This is a genomic window from Fulvivirga sp. AWR4_260, from assembly GCF_056158185.1.
The window spans coordinates 2,821,938-2,848,668 of the sequence record NZ_JBSWSU010000015.1 but is presented as its reverse complement, the minus strand read 5'-3'; the positions used below and the strand labels follow the sequence as shown (position 1 = coordinate 2,848,668).

The following is a 26,731-nucleotide window of genomic DNA, read 5'->3' as shown; positions in this document are numbered from 1 at the left end:
GGTAATTTTTTTGATTTATGAATACTTTAATTTTGCTGATTGCAAAATGAAAATTTTAAAAGTTTTACACGAAAATGAGGTGGTCATATTTTTTGTATTCAATATTATTAGCTGTTTTTATAAGTTGTGATGATGGTGAAATGTCTGATGAGGAGCTGCTAGCAAAAGACAGACTAGCATTAGAAGAAAGTCTAGATTCCTATAAGGTGGTTACTTACAAATTCGGTAAAATTTTGATAAGAGCTTCTGCTGAGCAAGATACTATTTCACCAGAATTTCAATCATTTAAATCTGAAATGGATTGGATTTTTAATACCGTTATCCAATATGATTCATTAGAAACAGAAAGTCTTTCATTAGTTGATTATATAAGAATTTACAAGGACTACTCTGAAATGAAATCTTTCATCATGAAAACGGATGAAGATATATTTCCAACACTTTTAGAAGTATATACTCGTAAAAATTATGATAAAGTAGCCGCCAATAGTGGAAAGCCATTAGTAGTAGGGGAGGTGCAGAAAGAGTACATTCAAAACCTTGAACATGCTATTTTAAGCTTACTGGTTATTCCTAGCAAGGATTTAGGCAAAGAAGTATCATTGTATGAATGTGTCAAAACTAAGCCTAAGTTGTTGCCTGACTCCGAGGTAAAGTCATTATTGCAGTTTGTACGAGGATTCTTATTCTTTGAGAAAGGATATTATTACTTGTCAGAAGACGAAATGTCGAATAATATCGCTTGGTTGAATTCAACTACTAATATTGATCTGACTTATACAAAACAGTTTTTTGGATGGACAACCTTAAGTCAGACTAAGACTTATACAGCATATCATTCTCTGAATTATTTATTTCGTGGGTTTGATAGGCTAATGATGGAAAGGGAGGTTGACGAGAAACGTGCTTTGCAGGATTTAGAAGTTTTTCTTAATGATGCTAATAAAATTGGCTTAAATAATGAGTTAACATATTCTATCGAAGCTTATTTATACCTTAAATACGAGAAGCATGAAAAGGCGGCATTAGCGCTAGAAAAATTAAGAGCAAGTAATTTACTTTCATCAAGAGAAAAGGAAACACTGGATGAAGCCGTAGCCTATGTGAAAAATAGAGAAGCTGGTAAGGTTTTGAACGGGGTATATGATAAGTACTTTTTAGCTAAAATAGCCACTAAGTATATTTTTCATGTGCTAGCCCAAATTGATTGGGAAAAGGTGCTCAAACAGCAAGGTGTACCTCATACGGAAGAAATGTTTCGGACCTTTCATAACCTGAACTCCTTTGTAGACAATTTAGAGAAATACTCCAGTACCGATAAGCTTGAGCAGGCTGGTGATGAGCTTAATGAGAAGAGTAAAGAGTGGCTAGAGAAAGCAAAAAACTTGGCCAAGTAAATGAATCTTAATAGGTATAATTGAAAAGAGGCTACAATGAGTAGCCTCTTTTTTGTTTACATAGGGTAAAGTTTTCTTACAGCTTTTTTATCGCCAGTAGTAAAACCATTCCATGGTAATACAAATGAATTCATAACTGAGTTAGGGTCTTTTTGTGGTGTACCCACTATGTGTTTTCCATCTGTTTGATCGGTATGTAAAAAACCGATGTTGTGTCCCATTTCATGGACCATAGCAAATAATTTGCTTGGAGCCCCCATGCTATTGAAGGCTCTGTTGATGGTTAGCATAGCTCCCGATTTATGATCTGCAGAGGGCAAAGTGGCCCTTGCGACCCAGTTAGCACCTTCTTCTTTAATAGAGTTTACAATTACATCAGCATTGGCCGCATTAGTGACTACAGACATATGCACTTTGGTGTTAGTAATACCATTCCATTTATTTACTGCTTTTTTTACAGCTTGTTTCCAGCCTGTTGGTACACCACTTTTGATGAAATACCTCACGTTCTTAATCCGATTTTGGCCCACTAAATAAGTGTAGCGGTACTGTTCTTCTCTTGCAGTATGAAGGTTGCCCTCTCTTTGCATATACTCTTCTACTGATTCCTTCGAGATAAGTATATCATGATTAATATAAAAAGTTTGAGTTTCATTAGAGAATTCTATATCCTCTTTAGTGAAACCTGTAGTACTCACAAGAAAATCGACATGAGTATGGAGTGATGATTCTACAGTAGATGATGTTATAGGATTCACATTTTCCTCTTCCGACTGGCAGGAACTTAGAAAAATCAATCCCGAGAGCATTAAATTAGGCAATGCTTTGAGCCAGTGTGTTTTAAATGAATAGTTCATAAACTTTAGGGTTTAGATTGATAAATAATTATTCATTTAAAATAATGTGATGAATTAACTGTGCAGCCTCTTATGCTTTGAATGACTAGATGTTACTTTGAAATACATTTGTTGAGGTTAAGGTCAGTTAACTAGGGTGTATCCTTTTAATAACTACTACTTGTTACTTGATGTATATAATTAAATTGCTATTTTTCTGTTTTACTAATTTGAATTACCTACAACACATTTTTATTTATGTCTAAATTAGGCTCTTTTTTAAGATCAAATGCTCCTTTTGTATATTTTCCTATTGTTGGTTTGATTAATTGGTGGAACAAATTTCGAGAACCCTACATGATTTATATCACTGACAGTTTAGGTGGGAGTTTCAAAACTTATATTAATAATAATTCTGTTGAGAATTTGGTTCATGAGTTGGTTAAAGGGATGGATCATGAATCAAAGGTGGTAGTTAAAAAAGTTGTAGATCGATTTATGTATTATCCCGATGAACAGCATAAAAAAAGCATATCAAAAAAAGAACCCATTTACGGAGGATTACTAGAGTTAGAAGAGGAGAGTGCTAAAAGTGAAATTAAAGCATATCTAAAAAAAATGAGTTCTAATCATAGAGTATCAATGGATAGTTATGATGCCTCTGTCTTTTATTTTTATCACGGACTAAAATTAATGCCAGAAGAAGTCTTGGATTATATTGAAGGAGAAGATTTTATGGATATTGGTGCTTATATAGGGGATTCTGCAATAGCATTAAGCTCATATAATTATAGAAAAATATACTCAGTTGAAATATCTCTGAATAGTATTAAGAAATACAGAAAAAATTTGGCTGCTGCTGGCATAGCAAATGCAAAATATCAAATATTTCAATTGGCTATAAGTGATAATGATAACCTTCCAAAAATGCAGCTTCCCGATACTGGGTCAGCCGGTTTTTCATTAATGCGAAAAAGGGGAAAATATGACTATATAGAAATAGAGCAGAAATCTTTCGACAAACTAGTCGATGAAAACAAGATCAAGCCTAAATTTATTAAGGTGGATATTGAAGGGTATGCTATGCACTTTGTAAAAGGTGCATTAAAATCATTAAATAAGTTTAGACCAGTACTTTCAATAGCCATTTATCATAATCCTATTGAATTTTTTGAAATAGCACCTTTGTTGGAAAAAGAATTGACCAATTATCATTTTATGATTCGTAAATTAACTCCTGATACTTCAAAAAATTTATGTCACTCAGAAGTAATTTTATTAGGTTATCCTAAAGAGTTGATGCCTCATTAGAAAACCAACAGCTACTTTTAGTTCACTTAGTAGCTGTTAGTTCTAAGAATGAATTATATCCTTTATTTTAAAGCATAGGTGAGGTAGCCTCCATCAATAACCAGCTCAGTTCCTGAAATAAAACTTGCTTCATCTGAAGCTAAAAATAGAACAGGCTTAGCAATTTCATCAGGATGTCCAATTCGTTGCTGAGCAGTAGCAGCGGCCAACATGCCTTTCATTTCTTCAGCTACTGCATTATCAAGACCTGGAGTGGAAATAGGACCAGGACTCACTATGTTAACTCTAATATTTCTTTCGGCTAATTCATTAGCGGCTATTTGAGCAATTTTGTTTAATGCACCTTTAGTGGCCGAATAGATACTTCCTCCCAAATTTGCTGCCGTAGCCACTGTTGAAGAAGTGAAAATTATAGATGAACCATCGTTAAGATGAGGTAAGAGTTTTTGCATAGTGAAAAATGCCCCCTTAACGTTCGTATTGAACTGAGCATCAAAGTCAGACTCTGTCACTTCTTGAATAGGCGAGAATACCGCAATTCCAGCATTTAAGAATAATACATCTACTTTTACACCACTTTCCTCTATAGCTTGTTCTAAGCTGCTGATGCCTGCAAGACTTGAAGTGTCAGATACAATAGTTTTGAGCTTTTCACTGTTGATTTCCTTCGCGGTTCTTTCCAAGTTAGCAGCACTGCGGCTCGTAATCCAAACTGTAGCTCCTGCATTGATAAACGCTTTGGCACTCGCCAATCCTATACCAGAGCTAGCCCCTGTAATTACCACATTTTTATTATCGAAATTCATTTAATATTTGTTTTGATGAGCTACAAACCTAGATGAGTATTGTTTCTTTTTGTAACTTTGTATAGAAAAGTAATTGTAACCTAGAGGTAACCAAGTAACTTATGAATGGATGTGAATCAAAAGATTATAACAAGCAGAGAATAATGGCCATCAATGATGCCATGTATGTGCTCAGTGGTAAATGGAAAATACAAATTATATCGTCAGTTTGTTACTTCAACAAGAGAAGGTTTTCGGACATACTTAACGATGTAGAAGGCATTTCTAACAAAATGCTAAGCAAGGAGTTAAAGGAACTCGAAATCAATAAACTTGTAAAAAGGGTGGTGTTAGACACCCAACCAGTTACAGTTTATTATGAGCTTACAGAGTATGGAAAAACCTTACAAACAATAATCAATAATTTGGCTTCTTGGGGTGCAGAACACCGTAAAGTTATTATGGGATAGTACTTTAATGTTAGAATGATATCTATTATTATGAACAATGCCACTTGTGTGACATAAGTAACAAATAAAATGATTGAATTATAGCACATTTGTATTAACAAGAAAGCAAAGAAGAAATTCAGATATGAAAATAGAACAAATTTATACCGGATGTCTTGCTCAGGGGGCTTACTATATTACCTCAAATGGAGAGGCTGCAATAATAGACCCTTTACGAGAAACTCAACCATACCTTGACAGGTTGAAAAAAGACGATGTAGCGTTAAAATATATTTTTGAAACGCATTTTCATGCAGATTTTGTTAGTGGGCATATAGATTTGAGTAAAGCCACGGGGGCACCAATTATTTATGGCCCTAAGGCTCAACCAGAGTTTGAGGCTACTATAGCGAAAGACGGTCAGTCGTTTAATATAGGTGATCTTACTCTTGAGGTATTGCATACTCCTGGTCATACTATGGAGAGCTCTTGTTATTTATTGAGAGATGAAAAAGGTAAAGAAACTGCACTTTTCAGTGGCGATACTCTCTTTCTAGGAGATGTAGGACGACCTGACTTGGCCCAGAAAGCAGCTGATATGTCACAAGAAGAGTTGGCGGGCTTACTTTATGAAAGTCTATATACCAAGATATTACCATTGCCAAATGATGTTACCGTTTATCCGGCACATGGAGCAGGGTCGGCTTGCGGTAAAAATATGATGAAGGAAACGGTCGACTCGCTAGGCAACCAAAAGGAAGTGAATTATGCTTTGAAGCAACCTAACAAAGAGGCTTTTATCCAAGCGGTTACTGATGGTCTTTTACCTCCTCCACAATACTTTGGAATGAATGTAGCCATGAATAAAAAAGGGTACGAGAGTTTTGAGGAGGTGCTAAACAATGGAATGAAAGCTCTTTCTGTAGAAGAGTTTGAAACGGTAGCCGAATCTTCAGATGCCTTAATATTAGATACAAGAGGCAGTGCTGATTTTGCACAAGGGTTTGTGCCTCAGTCGATCAGTATAGGTTTAAAAGGAGACTTTGCGCCTTGGGTAGGAGCCATGATTGTAGATGTTAAACAACCGATACTATTAATAACTGATGATGGAAATGAAGAAGAGGCCGTTACTCGATTAAGCAGGGTAGGATTTGACAACGTATTAGGCCACCTTAAAGGAGGTTTTGAGTCTTGGAAAGCTGCTGGTAAAGAGGTGGATGTGGTAGATCGCATAACTGCGGAGGAGTTTGCTTCAAGGGTAGAGGTAGGGAAAAGTACAGTGATTGATGTTAGAAAGGCCACAGAATATGCTGCGGAGCATGTGGACGAAGCTTATAACAAACCTTTAGCTTTTATCAACGACTGGGTGAAGGATATTAATACAAGTGAGCATTTTTATTTGCATTGTGCCGGAGGCTATCGTAGTATGATTGCTGCAAGTATATTACAATCTCGTGGATACCGGAATTTTTCCGAAGTTGAGGGAGGCTTTGGAGCCATTGCCAAAACAGAAGTGCCTAAAACTGACTTTGTTTGTCAAAGCAAGGTTTTTAATTGATCTCGATAACTTTTGAATGGAGGTTATCAGACAATTATAAAAGACTTACAAGTAATAGTAATAAAAAAAACAGATGGAGACGCTAACTTATTGGCGTCTCCTTTTGGTTTCTGAAGATAACAATCTTATCGTAAAACTGTTAAAATAGAAAAGATAGCATATGAGTAGAGGATTTGTAAAAGAAGAGGATCAGGAAGAGATACCCATGGTGCCACCCAGAGCGGATCTACCCAATGGAGTTACTAACTATGTAACCAGAGATGGTTTCGAAAAGTTACTTCACGAAAGAGAAGGTTTGTTAAAGGAAAGAGATAACCAAAATGGTGTAACAGAAAACGAAAAACGCATTGCGGTTAATTTTATTAATGCAAAGTTAAAACTACTCAACGAACGAATAAATAGTGCCAAGCAAGTTGACATAAATAGCCAGCCTAAAGATGAAGTGAGGTTTGGAGCCACCGTATCGTTAAAGATCAATAATAATCCCAACGTGCAGAAATATCAAATAGTAGGAGTGGATGAGGCTGATATTAAAAACAACAAAATTTCATTTATTTCCCCTATAGCCAGGTTGTTGATCGAAAAGAAAGTGGGAGAGAAGGCTGTATTAGAACTCTCTAATGGAAAAAGAACATTTGAAATTGTTGATATTAATTATTCCTTTAGTTAATACTTGCAAGAGTAATGCTCTATTTATTCCCATCGCATCTTTACAGAAAATTTCCTTGAAAGATGCCAAAAAATAGGCAATGGATATAAAAATTGCCTTTTCCAACCTTTGGTGACTACTGTCTCCACTTCATTATTGCCGCTATGGTGCCTAGTCGTTGAAACTGCACATTCCCTATGTGTGAGTTAAAGATCAGTCTTTACTAAGGCAATGTCCTTGCTGTTAAACATATTTTTCACCTTCAGTAGTAAACTTTTGTGCATAGTAATGATAGGTGTTTCTTGAGTTACAATCACCAATTGTAGTTCTTCTGCAATATGAGCCCGATGTTTTTTGTAGGAGTTATTTAAAGCTATAACAGCATTATTGTTTTCATCAACTACAGAACAAGATAACGCACTTTCTATTAAAGTAAGTCTTTCGAAGTGGACCACTTCGTCTGTTTTAAAAAATATGTATTTTCTTTTTGTTAGTAATAGATTTCCATTGGACTTGTGAAGGGTGGCAATTCTCCCAGATTTGATGCGCCCAAAAGCTTTTTTTGTATATACCTTAATAGAGAAGTTTTCATTGTGTTCCAGTAATGATTTATTACTTCTAAATAAATTCAGAATAGGGTAAATGAAGAAATATTTTGTTTTTTCAACTAATACGCGTGCTTTTCTATAGAAGAACAACCCAACCAAAAACATTATTACCGATATGATAACCGATGTAGTTGGGCTTAAAATACTGATAATAACAAATGCTATGGTAAGTGCAACTTTAATGACTTCAAGCACGGTATCAATTAATGGAATGGGCGACAGTAATATGAGTATTTCTATAAAGAGCCTTACGGTCATTACTACAATGAGGAAGTAAACGGTGCCTGTTATAATTAAAATTGTATTTAAGCTAAGATTGAATATACCCGCTTGATACACTATTTGATTGGCCTCCGGGCTATCATTGATGAGCATAGGCGTGGCCATTATGATAATATTAATAATCAAAGCGGCCTGATTAGAAAGGTATTTATCAGCCAGGTTAATAGTAGCAGTAGCCTTGTTTGTACTGATGACCGTACCTACAAGGGCCGTGAATAAGAAAAGTATGCCTGTGGTTATTAATATCAACCAACTGTCATAAAAAGGGTGCGTTGCTACAAAATCAGTGCTATAGCCAAGCTTAGAAAATAATGCAGTAAAAAACACAGCTATGTATGGGTTGATAGACATAGGAGCCAATAGCGCAAGCTGGTCTATTAAATGAGTATTCTGTAAAAGTACCGACTCAATAGCAGCATTATTTTCTTTTGCCATAACCAGGCAAGGCAATAACATAAAGCAAACAACCAATCTCTTCATAAGATATTATATGAATTTTTTGGTTATAAATATATCATTAATTTACTTAAAAGGTATAAAAATTAATTTTAAAATTATATTTATTTAAACTTTAAAAGAAAAGCCTTCCTTCACCTTATTGTGGTACTTGGTTTCATCAAATTTAAATAGATAAGAACCTTTTTTTGATGAGGTCATATCCTTTTCATCTAACCGAATAAGCAGGTGCATGGCGTTAATTTTTTTGTTGAAATTGCGCTTATCCATTTCATGCCCATATATCGCCTCATACAGTTTTTGCAATTGGCGCATAGTAAATTTTGGAGGTAGCAATTCAAAACCTATAGGTTCTGTTGAAGTTCGGTATCTCAAACGGCTGATCGCATGTTCAACCATTTCATTATGGTCAAAAATTAATGAAGGCATTTTATCCAATGAGAACCATTTAGCTCCGTAATTAGCAATAAGCTCTTTATCATGATCATTAATATTGATAAGTGCATAGTAAGCTAAAGAAATTGTTCTTTCTACGGGGTCACGATCTATTTTACTAAAACCGTGAAGTTGCTCCATATAAACATCGTGCAATCCGGTCAGGTGATGTAACACTCGGCTGGCCGCTTCGTCAAGTGTTTCTTGTTGTTTTAAAAAACCGCCCATCAAAGACCACTTGCCTTTCTCTGGCTCAAAGTCTCTTTTGATTAGCAGTAATTTCAATTCTTCGTTATCGAAGCCAAAAATAATACAGTCAACGGCCAGTAGTACTTTGTCTTCATTATTGTAATTATTCTTCATGGGAATACAAAAAAATTAAATCTGACCTTGAAAAGCTACTCTACTTTGAAATATAATCTTTTTCGAGAGTATAGGAGAATTTTTTTGTACGTATTTATACTATAACTAACTCATCAATAGATGCTTTTAGCATTATTTGGCTCTTGATTTGAATTATACAAACGATTGCAAAATAAATATTTGGGTTAAATTGCTTGATTATATCTGAAATCTTAACCACATTTATAAATGTAAATAATACACTTAAATGAATTTAACACGTAAGTATTACTTAAGCATCATTTTGTTTTTTAGCGCCTTTTTTGGGTATGCACAAGAGAATACCATTGAGCTGAAGCCAATTGAAAGTGCGCCTGTGATTAACAAAAATATATATGGGCATTTTGCTGAGCATTTGGGACACTGCATATACGAAGGCTTTTATGTTGGGGAAGGCAATGACGAAATTCCTAATACTAATGGAGTAAGAAATGATATTATTAAAGCCCTACAAGATTTAAATATCCCTAATTTAAGATGGCCAGGAGGCTGTTTTGCAGATACTTACCACTGGCAAGACGGTATAGGGCCAAAAGACCAACGGCCTACAATGGTTAACCGTTGGTGGGGAGGCGTAACAGAGGATAATAGTTTTGGTACGCACGATTTTTTAGATATGTGTGAGCTTCTTGGAGCTGAGGCCTATTTGGCTGCGAATGTAGGCAGTGGTACAGTAAAGGAGCTATCAGACTGGGTGCAATATGTAAACCATGATGGTGTAAGTCCTATGGCAGCATTGAGGTTAGAAAACGGTCGAAAAAACTCATGGGGAGTAAAATATTGGGGTGTAGGTAATGAAATGTGGGGCTGTGGGGGAAACATGACACCAGAATATTATGCCAACTTGTATAAGCAGTATGCAACATTTATGACAGACTGGACTAATAACAAAGGTCTTTTTCGTATTGCATCAGGTGCTAATGTTGATGATTACCACTGGACTGAAGTTCTGATGAGGGATGTTCCAAAGCATTTGATTGAAGGAGTGGCATTGCACTCATACTCTTTTGTAGAGTGGGACAAGAAAGGTTCTGCCATTGATTTTAATGAAGCTCAATATTACTCAACCATGCAAACGGCCTTAAAAATGGAGGAATTAGTTACTAAACATTCTGAAATAATGGATAAATACGATCCGGACAAAAAGATTGCTTTAGTAGTAGATGAGTGGGGTGGGTGGTATAACGTTGAAGAGGGTACTAACCCTGGCTTCCTGTTTCAGCAAAATACCATGCGTGATGCTATGATTGCTGGTACTACGCTCAACATTTTTAATAATCATAGCGATCGTGTTAGAATGGCAAATTTGGCGCAGACAGTAAATGTACTTCAGGCGGTAATTCTTACCAATGAAGATAAAATGATACTGACACCTACTTATCATGTTATGAACATGTACAAAGTACATCAAGATGCTCAATTAATTCCATTGCATATTGACACTGAAAATTATGAATTTGAAGGTTACGAGTTGCCAGCCATATCCGCTTCTGCTTCAAAAGATAAATCAGGTGTGGTACATATTTCAGTGGTGAATATTGATGCCAACAATAGCAAAACGGTCAGTATTAGTTTGGGTAAACTAAATGCAAAAGCGGTAAGTGCAACGGTACTTACATCAAAAAAACTACAGAACTACAACTCTTTCGATACCCCCAATAAGATTGAGCCTGTTTCATTCCAAGACTTTAAATACAGAAAAGGTCAAATAAAACTAAATATACCTGCTTTCTCTGTTATAGTAATAGAAGTTAAACCTTAAGTATAAAATGATATATAAAAGAATACTGCTTTCAGTAATGATGACTTGTCATGCGGCTATGTTCTCATTTGCTCAATCAACAGAGCATTGGGAGGTAGATACAGAGCATGTAGTCAGCAGTATTCAACCCACCATGTATGGAATCTTCTTCGAGGATATCAATTTTGCAGCAGACGGAGGTATTTATGCTGAAATGATTAAAAATCGGTCATTTGAATTTGAAGACCCATTGATGGGCTGGGTGCAACCAAATTCAGATAGACATTCACTAAATGAGGGGGCAGGTATGGCTGCAGTTATAAGGCGCAATATGGCGGCAAATAATCACTATTTGAATGTGAAGGTCAATAATTCCGAAGGATATAGATTGATTAATGAAGGCTTTAGAGGAATGGGGGTAGAGCAAGGCAAAATATATAAGTTATCATTTCAAGCTAAGGTTAACTCCGGTATAAAAAGTGTGAAATTTTCGTTAATTCAAGGTGGAAGTGAGGTTTTAAGCGCATGCAAAATCGATTTAATTAAAGGTGAATGGCAATCGTATAGTTGCGAATTGAGCCCGATTAAAACCAGCGATGCTGCTCAAATGCTGATAACTTTTGAAGGTACAGGTACTGTTGACCTGGATATGATTTCTTTATTTCCCAAAGATACATGGAAAGGAAGGCCTAACGGGCTGCGAAAAGACTTAGTTCAACTGTTATTTGACCTAAAACCGGGTTTCTTGAGGTTTCCGGGCGGCTGCATAGTTGAAGGGAGAACTTTGGCAAAAAGGTATCAGTGGAAGAAAACTGTTGGACCGGTAGAAGATAGGCCTGTTTTGGTTAATAGGTGGAATACTGAGTTCGCACACAAAAGAACGCCAGATTATTTTCAAAGTTTTGGCCTTGGCTTTTACGAGTACTTTCTATTAGCCGAGGACTTAGGTGCGCAGCCATTGCCTATTTTAAGTTGTGGAATGGCATGTCAATTCAACACAGCAGAACTAGTACCTCTCAATGAACTAGACCCATACGTACAAGACGCATTAGATTTGGTAGAATTTGCAAATGGTAATATTGAGTCTGCTTGGGGAAAGGTAAGAGCCGAAATGGGGCATCCAGAGCCTTTTAATCTTAAGTTTATCGGTGTAGGTAATGAGCAATGGGGACCAGAATACTTTGAGCGATTAGAGATATTTATTAAAGCGATCAAAGCAAAATATCCTGAAATGGTTATTGTTTCTGGTACTGGGCCATTTCCTGATGGAGAACAATTTGATTTTGCAGAAAATAAACTTAAAGAACTGCGAGCCGAAATTGTGGATGAACATTATTATCGTACACCTGATTGGTTTTTTGAAAATGCAAGAAGATATGATAATTACGATAGAAATAACTATAAAATTTTTGCAGGAGAATATGCTGCTCAAAGTGATGCCATAGCCAGTGCTGAAAATCAAAATAATTGGAATACAGCTTTGGCAGAAGCAGCGTACTTAACTGGACTAGAGCGAAATGCCGATGTAGTATACATGACGTCTTACGCGCCATTATTTGCGCATATTAATGCTTGGCAGTGGTCTCCTGATCTTATTTGGTTTGATAATTTAAAAGCCTACGGAACTCCTAATTATTATGTGCAGAAACTATTTTCTAATAACAAAGGGGAGGAGCTAATATATATTACTAGTGACGGTAATGCTATTAAAGGACAAAAGGACTTATATGCGTCTGCAGTATTAAATAATAATAGGAAACAAGTTATAGTAAAAGCGGTAAATGCCAGCGGTGAGCGTAGAGAAATTAATATTACGCTTAAAGGACACCGCTTTACTGGAAAGGCCGAGGTGGAACTGCTTACAGCTGATAATTTGGAGGAGGTGAATTCTATTATAGAGCCCGCTAAAGTCAGTCCAACTACTGAGGAGGTATCATTTATTAAAGGTGAACTGCATTTAACGCTGAAACCATATTCATTTTATGTAATAAGTGGAAAGGTGAAATAATTAATACAGCTATTATTTATTTCTCAATCCAAATTCGCAATGTATGCAAGCTTGAAATCTTGAGTTAGAATCCTAAACCCAAGGTTTTTTATGGATAATTACACTCAAATTAAGTGTAAAAAATACACTTAATTTTAATTAAAAACGCCTACAGTTATGAAAAATGAACAATATGTTATTGGTCTTGACTTTGGGACCGATTCAGTACGAGCCGTTTTGGTTAATGTTGCCGATGGAACAGAAGCGGCCTCTGAGGTACATTGGTATAGCAGGTGGAGAAACAAAGAATTTTGTCAACCAGCTCTCAATCAATTTAGGCAGCATCCTCTCGATCACTTGGAAGGCATGGAGGCCTCCATTAAAGGTGTGTTGGTTTCTTCTGGTATTGAAGTTAACGATGTAAAAGGTATTTGTATTGATACTACCGGCTCTTCACCACTACCTGTGTATAGAGATGGTAGGGCACTAGCCATGGTGGCGGGTTTTGAGGATAACCCTGATGCTATGATGATATTATGGAAAGACCATACAGCCATTTCAGAAGCCGCTGAGATCAATAAATGGGCGAAGGAGTGGGGCGGAGAAGATTATACCAAATATGAGGGTGGGATTTATTCCTCAGAATGGTTTTGGGCCAAAATACTTCATGTTATGCGTGCCGATGCTCAAGTAAAGGCCGCAGCTTGGACATGGATGGAACATTGTGATTGGCTGACTTACCATCTTATTTCAAATAAAGACCTAACGACATTTAAACGAAGCAGGTGCGCTGCTGGTCACAAAGCCATGTGGCATTCCTACTGGGGAGGCCTGCCTGATGATGCTTTTCTATCTGCGCTTGACCCAGCTTTAGTAACCTTAAAGAAGCATTTATACACATCTACTTATACATCAGATCAGGTAGCAGGTCATTTGAGTGAAGAGTGGGCTAACAAATTAGGGTTGTCTCCAGATGTGGTAGTGGCGGTGGGCACTTTCGATGCTCATGCTGGTGCTATGGGCGTGAAAGCCGAAGAGCATACACTGGTAAGAGTAATGGGTACTTCCACTTGCGATATTATTGTAGCCTCCCATCAGGATATAGAAAACAATTTAGTAGAAGGCATTTGTGGCCAGGTAGATGGATCAGTAGTACCTGGAATGATAGGGCTAGAGGCTGGACAATCGGCTTTTGGAGATGCTTTAGCTTGGTTTGCCAACTTATTGACTTGGCCTTTAGACCATGTAACATCTGATATGGATTGGTCAGAAGAACAAAAAGAGGCATTAAAAGCGGGATTATTACGGCAGCTAAGTTTGGCTGCAGAGAAAATTCCCCTGCAAGAGACAGCAGTAGTAGCTTTAGACTGGATAAATGGTAGGCGTACTCCTGATGCTAACCAAGCTTTGAAGGCTGCTATTACCAACCTAACTCTGGGAACAGAGGCCCCACATATTTTTAAAGCTTTGGTAGAGGCCATATGTTTTGGGGCTAAAAAAATTGTAGATCGCTTTGTAGAAGAGGGGGTGCATATAGACAGTGTGATAGGCATAGGTGGAGTGGCTAAAAAATCGCCTTACATAATGCAAACATTAGCTAATGTGTTGAATATGCCTATCAAAGTGGCGGCTTGTGAACAGGCTCCGGCTTTAGGAGCAGCAATATACGCAGCAGTAGCTGCAGGGCTCTATACTGATGTATTAGCAGCAGCAAAAAACATGGGAAGTAAAATAGAAAGAGTTTATGAGCCCATGCCTGAGGTAACACCTGTTTATGCAAGTCGATATCGCCAATATTCTTTGTTAGGAAATTTTGTAGAAACAAGTACTATCAACAGCGTAAAGGAGGTGGTTCATGACTAGGTACATTGAACTGAAAAGAGAGTGCTATGAAGCTAATATGCAGTTGCCTAAACTTGGATTAGTGGTATATACCTTTGGTAATGTAAGCGCAGTAGATAGAAATAATGGTGTTTTTGCTATAAAACCAAGTGGTGTTCCTTATGAAATATTAAAGCCAGAAGATATTGTTATTGTGGATTTTAATAATCAGTTAGTGGAAGGCAGCTTGAGGCCCTCTTCTGATACTAAAACCCATGCATATTTATATAGCCATTGGAGCGATATTGGAGGAATAGCTCATACCCATGCTACCTATTCGGTTGCTTGGGCACAGGCACAAAAAGATATACCTATTTTCGGCACAACTCATGCCGATCACCTCACCGCAGATATACCATGTGCACCCCCTATGGATAATCAACTCATTGAGGGCGATTATGAGCATATGACCGGACAGCAAATCTTAGATTGTTTTAGAGATAAAAACCTTTTATACCAAGAGGTGCCGATGGTGCTTATAGGTAATCATGGTCCATTCACTTGGGGAAAGAGTGCTGAAAAGGCCGTTTACCATAGCAAAGTGCTGGAGGAGCTGGCTCATATGGCTTTACTAACCTTGCAAATTAATCCAAATGCACCTCGTTTAAAAAAGGCACTTATTAATAAACATTATGAGCGTAAGCACGGAAAAAATGCCTATTACGGACAGAAATAATAGTGAAATTATAGATGACTAATAACTATGATAGATATATCCAAAAATGAAGTATGGTTTATTACTGGCAGTCAGCATTTATACGGACAAGATACTTTAGACCAAGTAGCATTACACTCTCAGTCTATTGCTACTGCTTTTAATGCTAGTGATGATATTCCGGTACAAATAATTTATAAACATTTGTTGACAACCCCAGAGCAGGTTTATGAATTAATGGTAGCAGCTAATCATTCTCAAAACTGCATTGGGGTAATAGCTTGGATGCATACATTTTCACCCGCTAAAATGTGGATTTCAGGGCTAAATATTCTTACAAAACCATTTTTACACCTACATACACAGTATAATGATGCTATTCCTTGGGGTGATATTGATATGGACTTTATGAATTTGAACCAATCAGCTCATGGTGATAGAGAGTTTGGTTTTATGATGACGAGAATGCGGAAAGCTCGCAAAGTAATTACTGGGCATTGGAAAAGTACCAGGGTTCATAAAAAAATAGGTGTATGGTGCCGTGTAGCAGCTGGTTGGCATGACTTACAAGGTGCCAAAGTAGCTAGGTTGGGTGATAATATGCGTGAAGTAGCGGTTACTGAAGGGGATAAAGTGGAGGCCCAAATGCGGTTTGGCTTTTCGGTAAATGGTTATGATATGCCGGACTTGATACAGCATGTAAAGGAGGTAACTGCCGCTGAGGTGAAACGCCTTATAGATGAGTATGAAGCAAATTATACATTAACAACATCTTTGCAAGGTGGTGGTAAAGATCGCAATGCTTTAGAGGAAGCTGCCCGTATAGAACTAGGACTGCGTAGCTTTTTAGAAAATGGTCAATTTAAGGCTTTTACCGATACTTTCGAAAGTTTAGGAACTCTAAAGCAACTCCCGGGGATAGCAGTTCAGCGTCTGATGGCTGATGGTTATGGCTTTGGTGCTGAGGGTGATTGGAAGACAGCAGCCTTGTTAAGGGCTATGAAAGTAATGAATTATGGTATGGATGGAGGTACTTCATTTATGGAAGATTACACTTACCATTTTGCACCTGACAAGTCTTATGTTTTAGGTTCTCATATGTTGGAAATATGCACTTCTATAGCGGCAGAAAAGCCGGCTTGCGAAATACACCCGCTGTCTATTGGAGGTAAAGAAGATCCTGTTAGGCTGGTGTTTAATGCCGCAGCAGGCAATGCCATTAATGCTTCATTAATTGATTTAGGAAATAGGTTTAGGTTACTTGTAAATGAAGTAGAGGCTGTAAAACCATTGGCGGACTTACCTAGGTTGCCTGTAGCCAGAGTGCTTTGGGATGCTAAACCTAATCTTGAAACTGCAGCTACTGCCTGGATTTTAGCGGGAGGGGCTCATCATACTGTATATAGTCAGGCGCTGAGCACAGAATTTATGGAAGACTTTTCCGAAATAGCAGGTATTGAACTAGTAGTTATTGATCAAAATACAGAGCTCAGGAATTTTAAAGAGACACTAAAAACCAATGAAGTGTATTTTCATTTATTTAAAAATGGATTATAAGAGCTCTCATGGTATTTCTTCCTTCTTGTTATAATGAGTACATGAAAAATGAAAAAATTGTATCATTTTCATTTTTCATAAATGTTTCATTCTCAATAGAGTTAGCTGATAGATTCTTCATTTTTGAGTAAATAGATGGGATTTAGCCATTTATGCAATCGTTTGTATTGCTTGAAAATTTATTTAAGTTTAAATATAGTCACTATGACTATTATGGTCTTTTTGAATATAAGTCAACAAGCGCCAGTCCTTATTCAACCTATAACGAAAACTAAATAATACATGAAAACATTGGACACCCTAGACTGGGTATTTATAGGTATTTATTTTATAGTGCTACTTGGTGTAGCATTATGGGTTATTTATAAAAAGCAGGAAAATACAGAAGATTACTTTCTTGCAGGTAGAAATGTGGGGTGGTTTGTGGTAGGGGCATCAATATTTGCCTCAAATATAGGTTCTGAGCATGTAGTAGGTTTGGCTGGTGCTGGGGCAGGTAACAAATTTCCAATGTTAATTTATGAACTCCATGCGTGGGTTGTTCTTATGTTAGGGTGGGTTTTTTTACCTTTTTATGCCCGAAGTGGGGTTTTTACCATGCCTGAATTTCTTGAAAAACGATTCAGTGAGAATTCAAGGTGGATACTTTCTGTCTTTTCATTAATAGCTTATGTGATCACAAAAATTTCGGTGACTATATATGCTGGAGGCATAGTAGTTTCTTCTTTATTACATATTGACTTCTGGGTTGGAGCCTTGGCTACGGTAATCTTAACAGGTGCGTATACGATTCTTGGAGGTATGCGAGCTGTAGTTTATACAGAGACATTACAAACCATAGTTTTAATTATAGGCGCATTGTCCCTTACCTTCATAGGGCTAAATGCAGTAGGAGGCTTTGATAGTATGAAGGCCACATTAGGACCAGCATACTTTAATATGTGGCGGCCAGCTTCAGATCCTGATTTCCCGTGGCCTAGCTTATTTTTCAGTAGTACCATTGTTGGAATATGGTATTGGTGTACAGATCAATACATAGTACAACGAGTACTTACGGCCAAGAATATTAAGGAGGGGAGAAGAGGCACTATTTGGGGAGGCTTTTTAAAGTTATTGCCGGTGTTCTTATTTTTAATTCCTGGAGTGGTGGCGCTGGTGTTAAAGCAAAGAGGAGAATTGAACTGGGATTCTCCTGATGAGGCTTTTCCTGTTTTAATGAGCAACCTGTTGCCTTCTGGCTTAAGAGGCTTAGTAGCGGCAGGTTTATTAGCTGCTTTAATGAGTTCCTTAGCCTCTGTATTTAATTCTTGTTCTACGTTATTTACGGTTGATATTTATAGAAAGCTTAGACCTAATACGCCTGAAAAAAAATTAGTACAAATAGGGCAGGTGGCTACGGCTATAGTAGTGGTGTGTGGTATAGCATGGATTCCTATTATGGCCAATATTTCTGGGGTTTTGTATGAATATTTGCAGAGTGTTCAAAGCTATATAGCCCCACCCATAACCGCTATATTTTTACTGGGAATATTCTTAAAACGAATCAATGCACAGGGGGCTTTCACAACATTAGTTGTAGGGTTAATTGTGGCTGCCTTACGAATTACATTAGAATTGCTTAAGCCCAACTTATCGGGCATACTCTATAAACTGGCCGAAATGAATTTCCTTACATTCAGTGCTTTCTTTTTCTTGTTTTGTGTGGCTTTAACTATTGTGGTGAGCCTGCTAACTCCAGCGCCTAAGCCAGAACAAACCGCTGGTTTAACATTTGGTACACTGTCTGAACAAAATAAACGCGAATCCAAATCTAGCTATTCTTGGGTAGATGTGGCTACATCGATAGTGGTTCTGGTAATTGTAGTTAGCGTAATGATATATTTTAATGGCAGTTGAGTAGTATTACTTAAAAAACTAGACAAGCGCTATCAGTAATGGTAGCGTTTTTTTTTGTTTTAGGCTCACTACGCAAAAAGGATGCGTAGTGATGCTGTTTCTTTGCTTCAAATAAAACGAAGCATGAAAAATAGTATAATACAAACATTACAACATATAGAAGCCAACGAACAGTGTAGCATCTTATTAGCTTGTGAAACCGGTTCTAGGGCTTGGGGCTTTCCTTCTCCTGATAGTGATTATGATGTTAGAGTTATTTATTCTAAAAATATAAACTGGCACCTTTCAATAGATTCTGGTAAAGATTCATATCAGCGAATGAAAGGAGACCTTGACATAACTGGTTGGGAACTGAAGAAGGTACTTAGGCTTATTCATAAGTCAAATATGGCAGTTGCCGAAAGACTACAGTCGCCCATCATGTATCATCAAGAGCCTGCTGTAGTCCAGGAATTGAGAAGGCTTAGTAACATGTATTTTTCTCCCAAGCGGGGCTTTTATCACTACCAGAGTATGGCCAGAAATTATATAGAAGAATGCAATGCATCAGGTAAAGCAGTAAAGTTGAAAAAATATTTTTACGCATTAAGAGCATCTATCTGTGCTACATGGATAGTGAAAACAGGAAAAATACCTGATATAAAAATGGACAGTATGTTCAGCATGCTCAGTGCAGATTTGATAACAAAAATAGAAGAGCTTATCGAGTATAAATCCGGTAAAAATGAAACGTTTTATACCGAAAGGCTGCTTTGGCTTGATTCTTTTTTGACGGAGACATTTCAGTTAAATGCAGCAGAAGCTGGTGCGTTGAAAGACGCTGAAATTTGTGATGATGGCTATTTAAATGAATTTTTTTATAACCTACTTGTATCATGACTATAGAGCAAATTAGAGAAAAAGGGTTAATTATTTTTGAATGTATTAGTGGAAGCCATGCCTATGGTCTTGAGACCGAAGGCTCTGATGTAGATATAAAAGGGGTATTTGTACTACCTGCAGAACAATTTTTTGGGATGAATTACATCGGTCAGGTATCCGATAATAATAATGACATTGTATTTTATGAGTTGAAAAAGTTTGCAGAGTTATTGCTAAAAAGTAACCCTACAGTGCTAGAAATGCTATATACACCATCCGAATGTATTAGATATATACACCCGGTATTTAATGAATTTTTGAAGGTGAATTGGTTGTCTAAGCGTTGTAAGGATAGTTTTGGAGGGTATGCAAAGGAGCAGATAAATAAGGCTAAGGGACTTAAAAAGAAGATGCTAACCCCTGTTGAAAAAGATAAAAAAGGGATTTTAGACTTCTGCTATGTTACCGTAAATAATGGGAGTATGCTTTTGCTAGATTATTTAAATGAACATGGAGCTAGTCAGCAAACATGCGGTGTGGCTAGAATACCGCATATAGCCGATTTATATGCACTTTACTTTGGTGAGATGGACTACGAAGGTATTATTAAAAAAGAGAATTCGAATGATATTCATTTTAGTAAAATTAGAAAAGGAGAGTTGCCCAAAGCATACTTGTATTTTAACAAACAGGCCTATTCTAATTATTGTAAATCTTATAAACAATACTGGGAATGGGTCACTCATAGAAGTGAGAGACGCTATAAAGCGAACATGGCCCATGGAATGAATTACGATTCTAAAAATATGATGCATACCATTAGGCTATTAAGAATGTGTGCGGAAATAGCCGAGCAGCAGACCATTAATGTGAAAAGAAATGATAGACAGGAATTATTAGATATAAAGAGAGGACTTCGCACGTATGAAGAACTATTAAAATACGCGCATGGTACATTTAAATTTATAGAAGAAGTTTATGCTTCTTCTCATTTACCCGATGACTTAGATAATGATCTAGTTAATAGTGTGTTAAGATTAGTGAGAAATAATTTTTATAATAATATTTATAATTTATGATATTTATTTTGTTTAATAATGTAAGTTTGGGTTTATAAATCTTAATTGCATTATTTAAAAATGAAAAAAGTATTATTATTTTCTTTGCTTTCAGTAGCTTCTGCTGCTTTCTATTCTTGTTCTGATGATGATTCAGATGAGAATTCAGGTGATAACATTTCAAAAGCAACGCTACTAACAGGAGGTTCTTCGAAGAAATGGCAAATTACACCATTAGTTGAACAAGAAGATTGTGAAGGATATGAAAAGGTAACTCAAGATAACTATTTTACATTTTATGCAGATGGTAAGTTTGAGTATGACAATGGTGATGTAACAGAAATGGAAGGTTGCGGTGATAGTGATATTGTAAGTATTATTGGTAAATGGAGGTTCAACGATGCACAAGATAGTATATTCACTTATGATGAGAAAAAAAAGGATGACCCGAGTGTAGTATTCGATGAAGGTTTATTTGGGCATAAACTTGAGAGCTTAACATCTACTAAAATGGAAGTTTCCTACACTTATTATGATGAAGATGAAGAGTCCGATGTTACTGAAAATTCAACATTTATTTCTGAGTAAAATATTAACACAATATATCCCAGAATATACATAAAATATTAATTGCTAAATAACGTTTTAAATCGTTAAAAATATTAAAGCTAGTGCATGCGCACTAGCTTTTTTTATTTATGGATTTTAGACACAATATTGGATCAATTGTACGTGCTATTTAAGCTAATAAAACCATTCTTAAATTTTCAAAATAAAATTTTCTTGTAGGGTACTCGTGAAACGTGTTTTTTAATTAACTAGCTGTTTTTCAGTTATTTTTTGTAAAATGATGTATAATTGATGTATAGAAAACGATTGCTAGATGAGCATTTGTAGTATGTAACTTCTTTGTTTTCCTAACGATTGTTAGAAACTTCGAATTTGTAAAATTTCAAACCTAAAACCCATTGTATGAAACCTAATTCTAGGAGTAATCGCTGGTTGTTACATCGCGATAGTTGTAACAATAAAACGGTTACATTTTTTAATTGTTGTTCTATAGTCAAAGCTTTAATTTTTATTGTATTCATACACTTGAGTTTTTCTTCTGCTCATGCTCAAAGTGTACCGGTAGGTAGCGGTAGTTACACTACTACTTTTCCGGGAACTGACGAGGCAGGAAGAAATACTTACCCACAAGGTAGCCCTCAGGTTTCTGGTGCAGCGGCAGATAAACCTGTATCAAGTAATACTTGGTGGGCAAACTTTATGAAAGAAGATCATGGAGGTCAGGCTTTCAATTACCCACTATCATTTAGGTCTGAGCCAGAAGGTATAGTTATTAATTACACTAAACCTCTATCAGCTTCTCCTAATGATTTCAGAGAACCAATGAGTGCTGTTGATGCCGTTAAAGTAGGTGTTACAGGGCTTAGTACTTCTCGTTCTACCGTTTCTGATTATGGAGACTGGACATTCACCGCCAATTGGGAAGCTGCTGGAAATAACTTCTCAGCTACAGCTGGTATGGGTATGCCCTTTGTTTATTTTACTAAGGCCGCAGGTAATACAGCCAAGGTGGAAGTAAACTTTAACCCTAATGGAGTATCTATTTCAGGAAACAAACTGATCATTACCAATAATATGAATGGCTCTAATTATGTGGTTTTTGGACCATCAGGAGCTTCTTGGACGGGTAGTGGTTCTACTTACACTTCTACTTTAGCTGGTAGAAATTATTGGTCTATGGGTATGGTGCCCGAAGGTATGGATGTGAACCAGTTTATCAATGATTACCAAAGATTCGCTTACGTATTTCCTGGTAAAACTGATGTAAGCTGGAACTATAACGAAAGTACATCTACTGTAAGAACTACCTTTAAAGTAACTCCAGATGTAAAAGAAGGTACTAATAACACTGTTTTATTAGGTCTTTTACCTCACCAATGGGCGCATTTAGCAGGAGGTTCACCAACTCCTAATATGGCTAGTTATTTTTCTGTAAGAGGAGAAATCAGAACTTTGGCAGGAAACGAATTTGCTGTAGAAAATAAATTTAGTGGTATTTTACCGACTCTTCCTGACTTAGGAAAATATAGTGATGGATTTGATATCAATAGCTTATACAAAAAGCTTGATGCCATCAAAGGTGACGGACTTCCTTCATGGACAGACTCTTATAATGAGGGACAAAATATGAACAGATTAATTCAGGCTGCTCGTATTGCTGATCAAATTGGGTACACAGAAGCACGTGATAAAATGCTCGATACTGTTCAGGAAAGATTGGAAGACTGGTTAAAAGTAGAAGGTGGTGAAGTCGCTTTCTTATTTTACTACAATGACACTTGGGATGCTATGTTAGGTTACCCTGCAGGACATAGCCAAGATTCTAACTTAAACGATCACCATTTCCATTGGGGATATTTCATTCACGCGGCTTCTGCATTAGAGCAGTTTAGACCAGGATGGGCTAACCAATATGGAGGTATGATCAACCTTTTGGTAAGAGATGCGGCTAATTCTGATAAAAATGATAGCATGTTCCCATTCTTAAGAAACTTTAGTCCTTACGGTGGTCATGCTTGGGCAAATGGTTTCTCTACAGAGCCTTTTGGAAATGACCAAGAGTCTACTTCTGAATCTATGCAGTTCAATGCTTCATTGATCCACTGGGGAACAATCACTAATAACAAAGAAATTCGCGATTTAGGTATATACTTATATACTACAGAAATCACTGCAGTACACGAATATTGGTTCGATACTAACGATCGTACTTTCCAGCCTGCTTACCAGCACGAAATGGTGGCTAGAATATGGGGAGCTGGATATGATAATGGTACTTGGTGGACTACAGATATTGCCGCTTCGTATGGTATTCAGTTATATCCAATCCACGGTGGTTCTTTGTATATGGGATATGACCTTGACTACGTACAAGAAGTATGGAATGGTATGACTGCTAAAACTGAAGTTTTAAGCAATACACCTAACGCCAACTTATGGTATGATACGTACTGGACATTCCTTTCTTTCTTAGATCCTGCCAGAGCTATAGAGCTTTATAATAGTTATCCGGAAAGAAGTGTAAAAGTAGGTATGTCTGATGCTCAAACTTACCACTGGTTGCATACAATGAATGCCATGGGGCAGGTAGCAGATGAAATTACTGCAGATTACCCTATAGCTTCAGTATTTAATAAAAATGGAGAGAAAACTTATGTAGCGCATAACTATGGTTCTTCTGATATTACTGTGCATTTCTCTGATGGTACGTCATTATTTGTACCTGCTGGTGAAATGGCTACCAATAAAGACACAGGCTTAAGTATCACTATTGATGCTCCGGGTATTGTGGCTGAGCCATGTACTTCTGGTGTTAATAGAAACTTTACACTTAAAGCTAATGTAACAGGAGCTATCTCTTCTGTAGAATTTATTCGAAACGGTGAGGTAGTAGCTACAGATAATTCTGCTCCTTATGAGCTAAGCCAGTCTTTTAACGCTGATGGTGTGTATTCTTACACTGCAAAAGCATATGGAAACGGTGGTTTTGAACTTTCTAATGTTTTCCCTGTAACGGTAGGTTTAGGTACTCAAGAGCCGTACAACGGTCCTTTGGCTGTTCCTGGAACTTTCAATGCTGGTGATTATGATAAAGGAGGTAATGGAATTAGCTACTTTGATGTAGACCCTAACGTTTACGAAGCTGATTACAGAACAGATGACGAAGTGGATGCTGCTACAAGTGCATCGCAAGGTAATTCTATTGGTTGGATAACTGCAGGAGAGTGGGTAGAGTACAGTATCAATGCTGCTGCTGGTATCTACGATTTATCTGTTAATGTTTCTTCTAACGGATCTGAAGGTGGGCAATCGGGAAACATAGCTGTTGCGTTAGATTGTAATCCTGTAGCTTCGATAAGCACTGTATTAACAGGTAGCTGGGATACGTATCAGCCGTCAAAAACAGGAAACATTTCAATACCTGGAGGACAGCATATTATCAGATTAACTTTTGAGTCAGGCGTATTTAACGTAGGTAAAATCACTTTTACTAAAACTGGTGATTTAGATGGAAGCACTAATTCTGCACCTTCTGTACCTACCGGGTTAGCCGTAAGTGCAGTTTCTGCTAGCAGTGCAGTTGTAAACTGGAATGCTTCTACAGATGTAGACGGTAACTTAAAAGGATACGAAGTATATTTAAATGGAGCTTTTGTAACTGAAACTACAGCGGCAGCTTATGAGTTCACTAATCTTGCTGCGGGTACTACTTATACGGTAGAGATCAATGCTATTGATACCGAAGGAGCTAAATCAGCTAAAGTTTCAGCTAATATTACTACTGAAGAGAATAATACTCCTGGAGGAACTACGGGTCTTGCAGGTACATATTATTTAGAAAACCTTGTAAGCGGACTTGTGATGGGGGTAGCTAATAGTAGTGTTGAAGCCGGTGCTAATATTGAACAACAGACTTATACAGGTGCCGAAAATCAGCAATTTGTGTTGGCAGAAGTATCTGCTGGTGTTTACTCTATCATTAATAAATTATCAGGAAAGAGCCTTGATGTAGATGCTATTAGCCAAGATGATTTCGCTAATATTCTTCAGTGGGATTATTTGGCTGGAGGTAATCAGCATTTTAAAGCTGAAAAAGCGACTGATGGTTTTTATAAACTAAGAGCGCTTCATAGCAACAAAATCATAGAAGTTGCATATGCTAGTACAGAGCCAGGAGCTAATATTAACCAATATACTGACAATGGACAGCTTTGCGGACAGTGGAAGCTTGTGCCAGTAACCGAACAGCCTATTTCTAGTCATATTGAGGCAGAAGATTATGTGGCTCAAAGTGGAACGGAAAATGAAGTATGTGAAGAAGGCGGTTATAACGTAGGTTATATCGATGTTAATGATTGGATGGAATATTCTATTAATGTAGCTCAAGCGGGAACTTACACTATCTCATTACGTGTGGCTGCCGAAACTGCTGCTGGAGTTGTTAATTTCTCTTCTAACGGAGTTAACGTGGGTACTGCCAATGTTGCACCTACTGGTGGATGGCAAACATGGACTACCATTACTGCTAACGTAAACCTAAGCGCAGGACAACAGACACTAAGATTAACTTCAGCATTTGCTGGTTGGAATATCAACTGGTTGGAGCTTGAATTTGGAGGTTCTGATGATTCTGGTTCTGAAGGTTGTACTGTTTCTGTAAACGATGATTTTTCAGTAAAAACTGAAGGTCAGACAATTACTTTTGTTCCTAACAGAAATGGAGTTGGTAGCCCTACGTGTATTTTATATTACAGCACTAATCCTGATGCTATTTTTGCCGGATACACTGTTAATGCCAATGAAGCAGTTCAGTTGAATGTGGCTTCTGGTACTAGAGTATATTTCTATTATGGATATAGCTTACCTGAAGGTGGTGAGAACAATACATTTAATAATAAGAAAAGCTTTATTGTAGGTGATTGTGGTAGTGTAGCTAGAATAGCTAATGAGATTTCATCTGCTACTAACTATAATGTTTACCCTAACCCTGCTAATGATATCGTTACAGTTACAGGCTTAACTGTAGATAGCAGAGCATTAATCTATGACCTTTCAGGTAAGGTTATGGCTGAAAAAGCACTAAAGGCTGAGGCAGGAAGAGGAACAATGGATGTTTCTAACCTTAAAGCCGGTATTTACTTATTAGAAATTGAAAATACAGGAAAGCGTTTAAAGCTTATTGTAGAATAATTATACTAGAAGTATAATACTGTAAAGTCTTAATGAAGAGGCGAAGTGGTTAACACTTCGCCTTTTTTATTGCTATACTATTTTTGTTTAAATGAAATGAATTATCTAATAAAGTTATTAATGTAATGTTATAAGTGAAAGTGTATTTTTATATTGGTTTTAATGTT

Annotated in this window: 19 protein-coding genes; 15 read left to right on the top strand and 4 right to left on the bottom strand. The window is 37.0% G+C overall.

Going from position 1 to position 26,731, the window contains the following annotated elements; genetic code table 11:
* The first annotated feature begins 74 nt into the window (after nt 1–74).
* Nucleotides 75–1,397 (top strand): hypothetical protein, encoded by a 1,323-nt coding sequence (locus tag ACXACQ_RS18305; protein WP_474977432.1) that lies wholly within the window; start codon nt 75–77, stop codon nt 1,395–1,397.
* A gap of 56 nt (nt 1,398–1,453) precedes the next feature.
* Here ACXACQ_RS18305 and ACXACQ_RS18300 read toward each other — a convergent pair whose 3' ends face one another.
* Nucleotides 1,454–2,254 (bottom strand): M57 family metalloprotease, encoded by an 801-nt coding sequence (locus ACXACQ_RS18300; RefSeq protein ID WP_474977431.1) that lies wholly within the window; start codon nt 2,252–2,254, stop codon nt 1,454–1,456.
* A gap of 237 nt (nt 2,255–2,491) precedes the next feature.
* Here ACXACQ_RS18300 and ACXACQ_RS18295 point away from each other — a divergent pair, with 237 nt between their 5' ends.
* A complete protein-coding gene (locus ACXACQ_RS18295) occupies nt 2,492–3,544 on the top strand; it encodes an FkbM family methyltransferase (protein ID WP_474977430.1) in 1,053 nt (350 codons plus the stop codon).
* Between the two features lie 62 nt (nt 3,545–3,606).
* Here the strand turns inward: ACXACQ_RS18295 and ACXACQ_RS18290 are convergent, their stop codons facing one another.
* Nucleotides 3,607–4,350, bottom strand: a complete 744-nt coding sequence (locus ACXACQ_RS18290; RefSeq protein ID WP_474977429.1) for an SDR family oxidoreductase — start codon at nt 4,348–4,350, stop codon at nt 3,607–3,609.
* A gap of 101 nt (nt 4,351–4,451) precedes the next feature.
* Here ACXACQ_RS18290 and ACXACQ_RS18285 point away from each other — a divergent pair, with 101 nt between their 5' ends.
* The 3 genes from ACXACQ_RS18285 (at nt 4,452) to ACXACQ_RS18275 (ending at nt 7,006) form a co-directional block, all read left to right on the top strand.
* Nucleotides 4,452–4,799 carry a winged helix-turn-helix transcriptional regulator gene (locus tag ACXACQ_RS18285; protein WP_474977428.1) on the top strand — a complete coding sequence of 116 codons (348 nt, stop codon included), beginning with the start codon at nt 4,452–4,454 and terminating at the stop codon, nt 4,797–4,799.
* A 124-nt stretch (nt 4,800–4,923) separates the two neighbouring features.
* On the top strand, nt 4,924–6,336 hold the full coding sequence (locus tag ACXACQ_RS18280; RefSeq protein WP_474977427.1) for an MBL fold metallo-hydrolase: 1,413 nt from the start codon (nt 4,924–4,926) through the stop codon (nt 6,334–6,336).
* Between the two features lie 160 nt (nt 6,337–6,496).
* Nucleotides 6,497–7,006 carry a GreA/GreB family elongation factor gene (locus ACXACQ_RS18275; RefSeq protein WP_474977426.1) on the top strand — a complete coding sequence of 170 codons (510 nt, stop codon included), beginning with the start codon at nt 6,497–6,499 and terminating at the stop codon, nt 7,004–7,006.
* 185 nt (nt 7,007–7,191) lie between these two features.
* Here the strand turns inward: ACXACQ_RS18275 and ACXACQ_RS18270 are convergent, their stop codons facing one another.
* Entirely contained in the window at nt 7,192–8,310 is a 1,119-nt protein-coding gene (locus ACXACQ_RS18270) for a hypothetical protein (RefSeq protein ID WP_474977425.1), read from the bottom strand.
* A gap of 129 nt (nt 8,311–8,439) precedes the next feature.
* Entirely contained in the window at nt 8,440–9,129 is a 690-nt protein-coding gene (locus tag ACXACQ_RS18265; RefSeq protein ID WP_474977424.1) for an NUDIX hydrolase, read from the bottom strand.
* 247 nt (nt 9,130–9,376) lie between these two features.
* On the opposite strand from ACXACQ_RS18265, the gene ACXACQ_RS18260 reads away from it, so the two are divergent.
* The 10 genes from ACXACQ_RS18260 (at nt 9,377) to ACXACQ_RS18215 (ending at nt 26,564) form a co-directional block, all read left to right on the top strand.
* Nucleotides 9,377–10,930 carry an alpha-N-arabinofuranosidase gene (locus tag ACXACQ_RS18260; RefSeq protein ID WP_474977423.1) on the top strand — a complete coding sequence of 518 codons (1,554 nt, stop codon included), beginning with the start codon at nt 9,377–9,379 and terminating at the stop codon, nt 10,928–10,930.
* A 7-nt stretch (nt 10,931–10,937) separates the two neighbouring features.
* On the top strand, nt 10,938–12,917 hold the full coding sequence (locus ACXACQ_RS18255; RefSeq protein ID WP_474977422.1) for an alpha-L-arabinofuranosidase C-terminal domain-containing protein: 1,980 nt from the start codon (nt 10,938–10,940) through the stop codon (nt 12,915–12,917).
* Nucleotides 12,918–13,073: 156 nt separating this feature from the next.
* Entirely contained in the window at nt 13,074–14,759 is a 1,686-nt protein-coding gene (locus ACXACQ_RS18250) for a ribulokinase (RefSeq protein ID WP_474977420.1), read from the top strand.
* On the top strand, nt 14,752–15,453 hold the full coding sequence (locus ACXACQ_RS18245) for an L-ribulose-5-phosphate 4-epimerase (RefSeq protein WP_474977419.1): 702 nt from the start codon (nt 14,752–14,754) through the stop codon (nt 15,451–15,453). The genes ACXACQ_RS18250 and ACXACQ_RS18245 overlap by 8 nt, the downstream gene beginning before the upstream one ends.
* Before the next feature lie 27 nt (nt 15,454–15,480).
* Nucleotides 15,481–16,989, top strand: a complete 1,509-nt coding sequence (gene araA, locus ACXACQ_RS18240) for an L-arabinose isomerase (protein WP_474977418.1) — start codon at nt 15,481–15,483, stop codon at nt 16,987–16,989.
* A gap of 282 nt (nt 16,990–17,271) precedes the next feature.
* A complete protein-coding gene (locus ACXACQ_RS18235) occupies nt 17,272–18,885 on the top strand; it encodes a sodium:solute symporter (RefSeq protein WP_474977417.1) in 1,614 nt (537 codons plus the stop codon).
* 123 nt (nt 18,886–19,008) lie between these two features.
* Entirely contained in the window at nt 19,009–19,764 is a 756-nt protein-coding gene (locus ACXACQ_RS18230) for a nucleotidyltransferase domain-containing protein (protein ID WP_474977416.1), read from the top strand.
* A complete protein-coding gene (locus tag ACXACQ_RS18225) occupies nt 19,761–20,825 on the top strand; it encodes a nucleotidyltransferase domain-containing protein (protein ID WP_474977414.1) in 1,065 nt (354 codons plus the stop codon). The genes ACXACQ_RS18230 and ACXACQ_RS18225 overlap by 4 nt, the downstream gene beginning before the upstream one ends.
* A 60-nt stretch (nt 20,826–20,885) precedes the next feature.
* The gene (locus ACXACQ_RS18220) at nt 20,886–21,392 is read left to right on the top strand and encodes a hypothetical protein (RefSeq protein WP_474977413.1); all 507 of its coding nucleotides are present in this window, start codon (nt 20,886–20,888) and stop codon (nt 21,390–21,392) included.
* A gap of 507 nt (nt 21,393–21,899) precedes the next feature.
* The gene (locus ACXACQ_RS18215; protein ID WP_474977412.1) at nt 21,900–26,564 is read left to right on the top strand and encodes a glycosyl hydrolase; all 4,665 of its coding nucleotides are present in this window, start codon (nt 21,900–21,902) and stop codon (nt 26,562–26,564) included.
* The last annotated feature ends 167 nt before the right edge of the window (nt 26,565–26,731 follow it).

Bases quoted from the DNA above. Each gene is read 5' to 3' on its own strand.
- ACXACQ_RS18280 (WP_474977427.1), top strand. From the start codon at position 4,924: ATGAAAATAGAACAAATTTATACCGGATGTCTTGCTCAGGGGGCTTAC.
- ACXACQ_RS18250 (WP_474977420.1), top strand. From the start codon at position 13,074: ATGAAAAATGAACAATATGTTATTGGTCTTGACTTTGGGACCGATTCA.
- ACXACQ_RS18225 (WP_474977414.1), top strand. From the start codon at position 19,761: ATGACTATAGAGCAAATTAGAGAAAAAGGGTTAATTATTTTTGAATGT.
- ACXACQ_RS18220 (WP_474977413.1), top strand. From the start codon at position 20,886: ATGAAAAAAGTATTATTATTTTCTTTGCTTTCAGTAGCTTCTGCTGCT.
- ACXACQ_RS18295 (WP_474977430.1), top strand. From the start codon at position 2,492: ATGTCTAAATTAGGCTCTTTTTTAAGATCAAATGCTCCTTTTGTATAT.
- ACXACQ_RS18290 (WP_474977429.1), bottom strand. From the start codon at position 4,350: ATGAATTTCGATAATAAAAATGTGGTAATTACAGGGGCTAGCTCTGGT.
- ACXACQ_RS18265 (WP_474977424.1), bottom strand. From the start codon at position 9,129: ATGAAGAATAATTACAATAATGAAGACAAAGTACTACTGGCCGTTGAC.
- ACXACQ_RS18305 (WP_474977432.1), top strand. From the start codon at position 75: ATGAGGTGGTCATATTTTTTGTATTCAATATTATTAGCTGTTTTTATA.
- ACXACQ_RS18300 (WP_474977431.1), bottom strand. From the start codon at position 2,254: ATGAACTATTCATTTAAAACACACTGGCTCAAAGCATTGCCTAATTTA.
- ACXACQ_RS18270 (WP_474977425.1), bottom strand. From the start codon at position 8,310: ATGGCAAAAGAAAATAATGCTGCTATTGAGTCGGTACTTTTACAGAAT.
- ACXACQ_RS18255 (WP_474977422.1), top strand. From the start codon at position 10,938: ATGATATATAAAAGAATACTGCTTTCAGTAATGATGACTTGTCATGCG.
- ACXACQ_RS18245 (WP_474977419.1), top strand. From the start codon at position 14,752: ATGACTAGGTACATTGAACTGAAAAGAGAGTGCTATGAAGCTAATATG.
- araA (WP_474977418.1), top strand. From the start codon at position 15,481: ATGATAGATATATCCAAAAATGAAGTATGGTTTATTACTGGCAGTCAG.
- ACXACQ_RS18235 (WP_474977417.1), top strand. From the start codon at position 17,272: ATGAAAACATTGGACACCCTAGACTGGGTATTTATAGGTATTTATTTT.
- ACXACQ_RS18275 (WP_474977426.1), top strand. From the start codon at position 6,497: ATGAGTAGAGGATTTGTAAAAGAAGAGGATCAGGAAGAGATACCCATG.
- ACXACQ_RS18230 (WP_474977416.1), top strand. From the start codon at position 19,009: ATGAAAAATAGTATAATACAAACATTACAACATATAGAAGCCAACGAA.
- ACXACQ_RS18260 (WP_474977423.1), top strand. From the start codon at position 9,377: ATGAATTTAACACGTAAGTATTACTTAAGCATCATTTTGTTTTTTAGC.
- ACXACQ_RS18285 (WP_474977428.1), top strand. From the start codon at position 4,452: ATGAATGGATGTGAATCAAAAGATTATAACAAGCAGAGAATAATGGCC.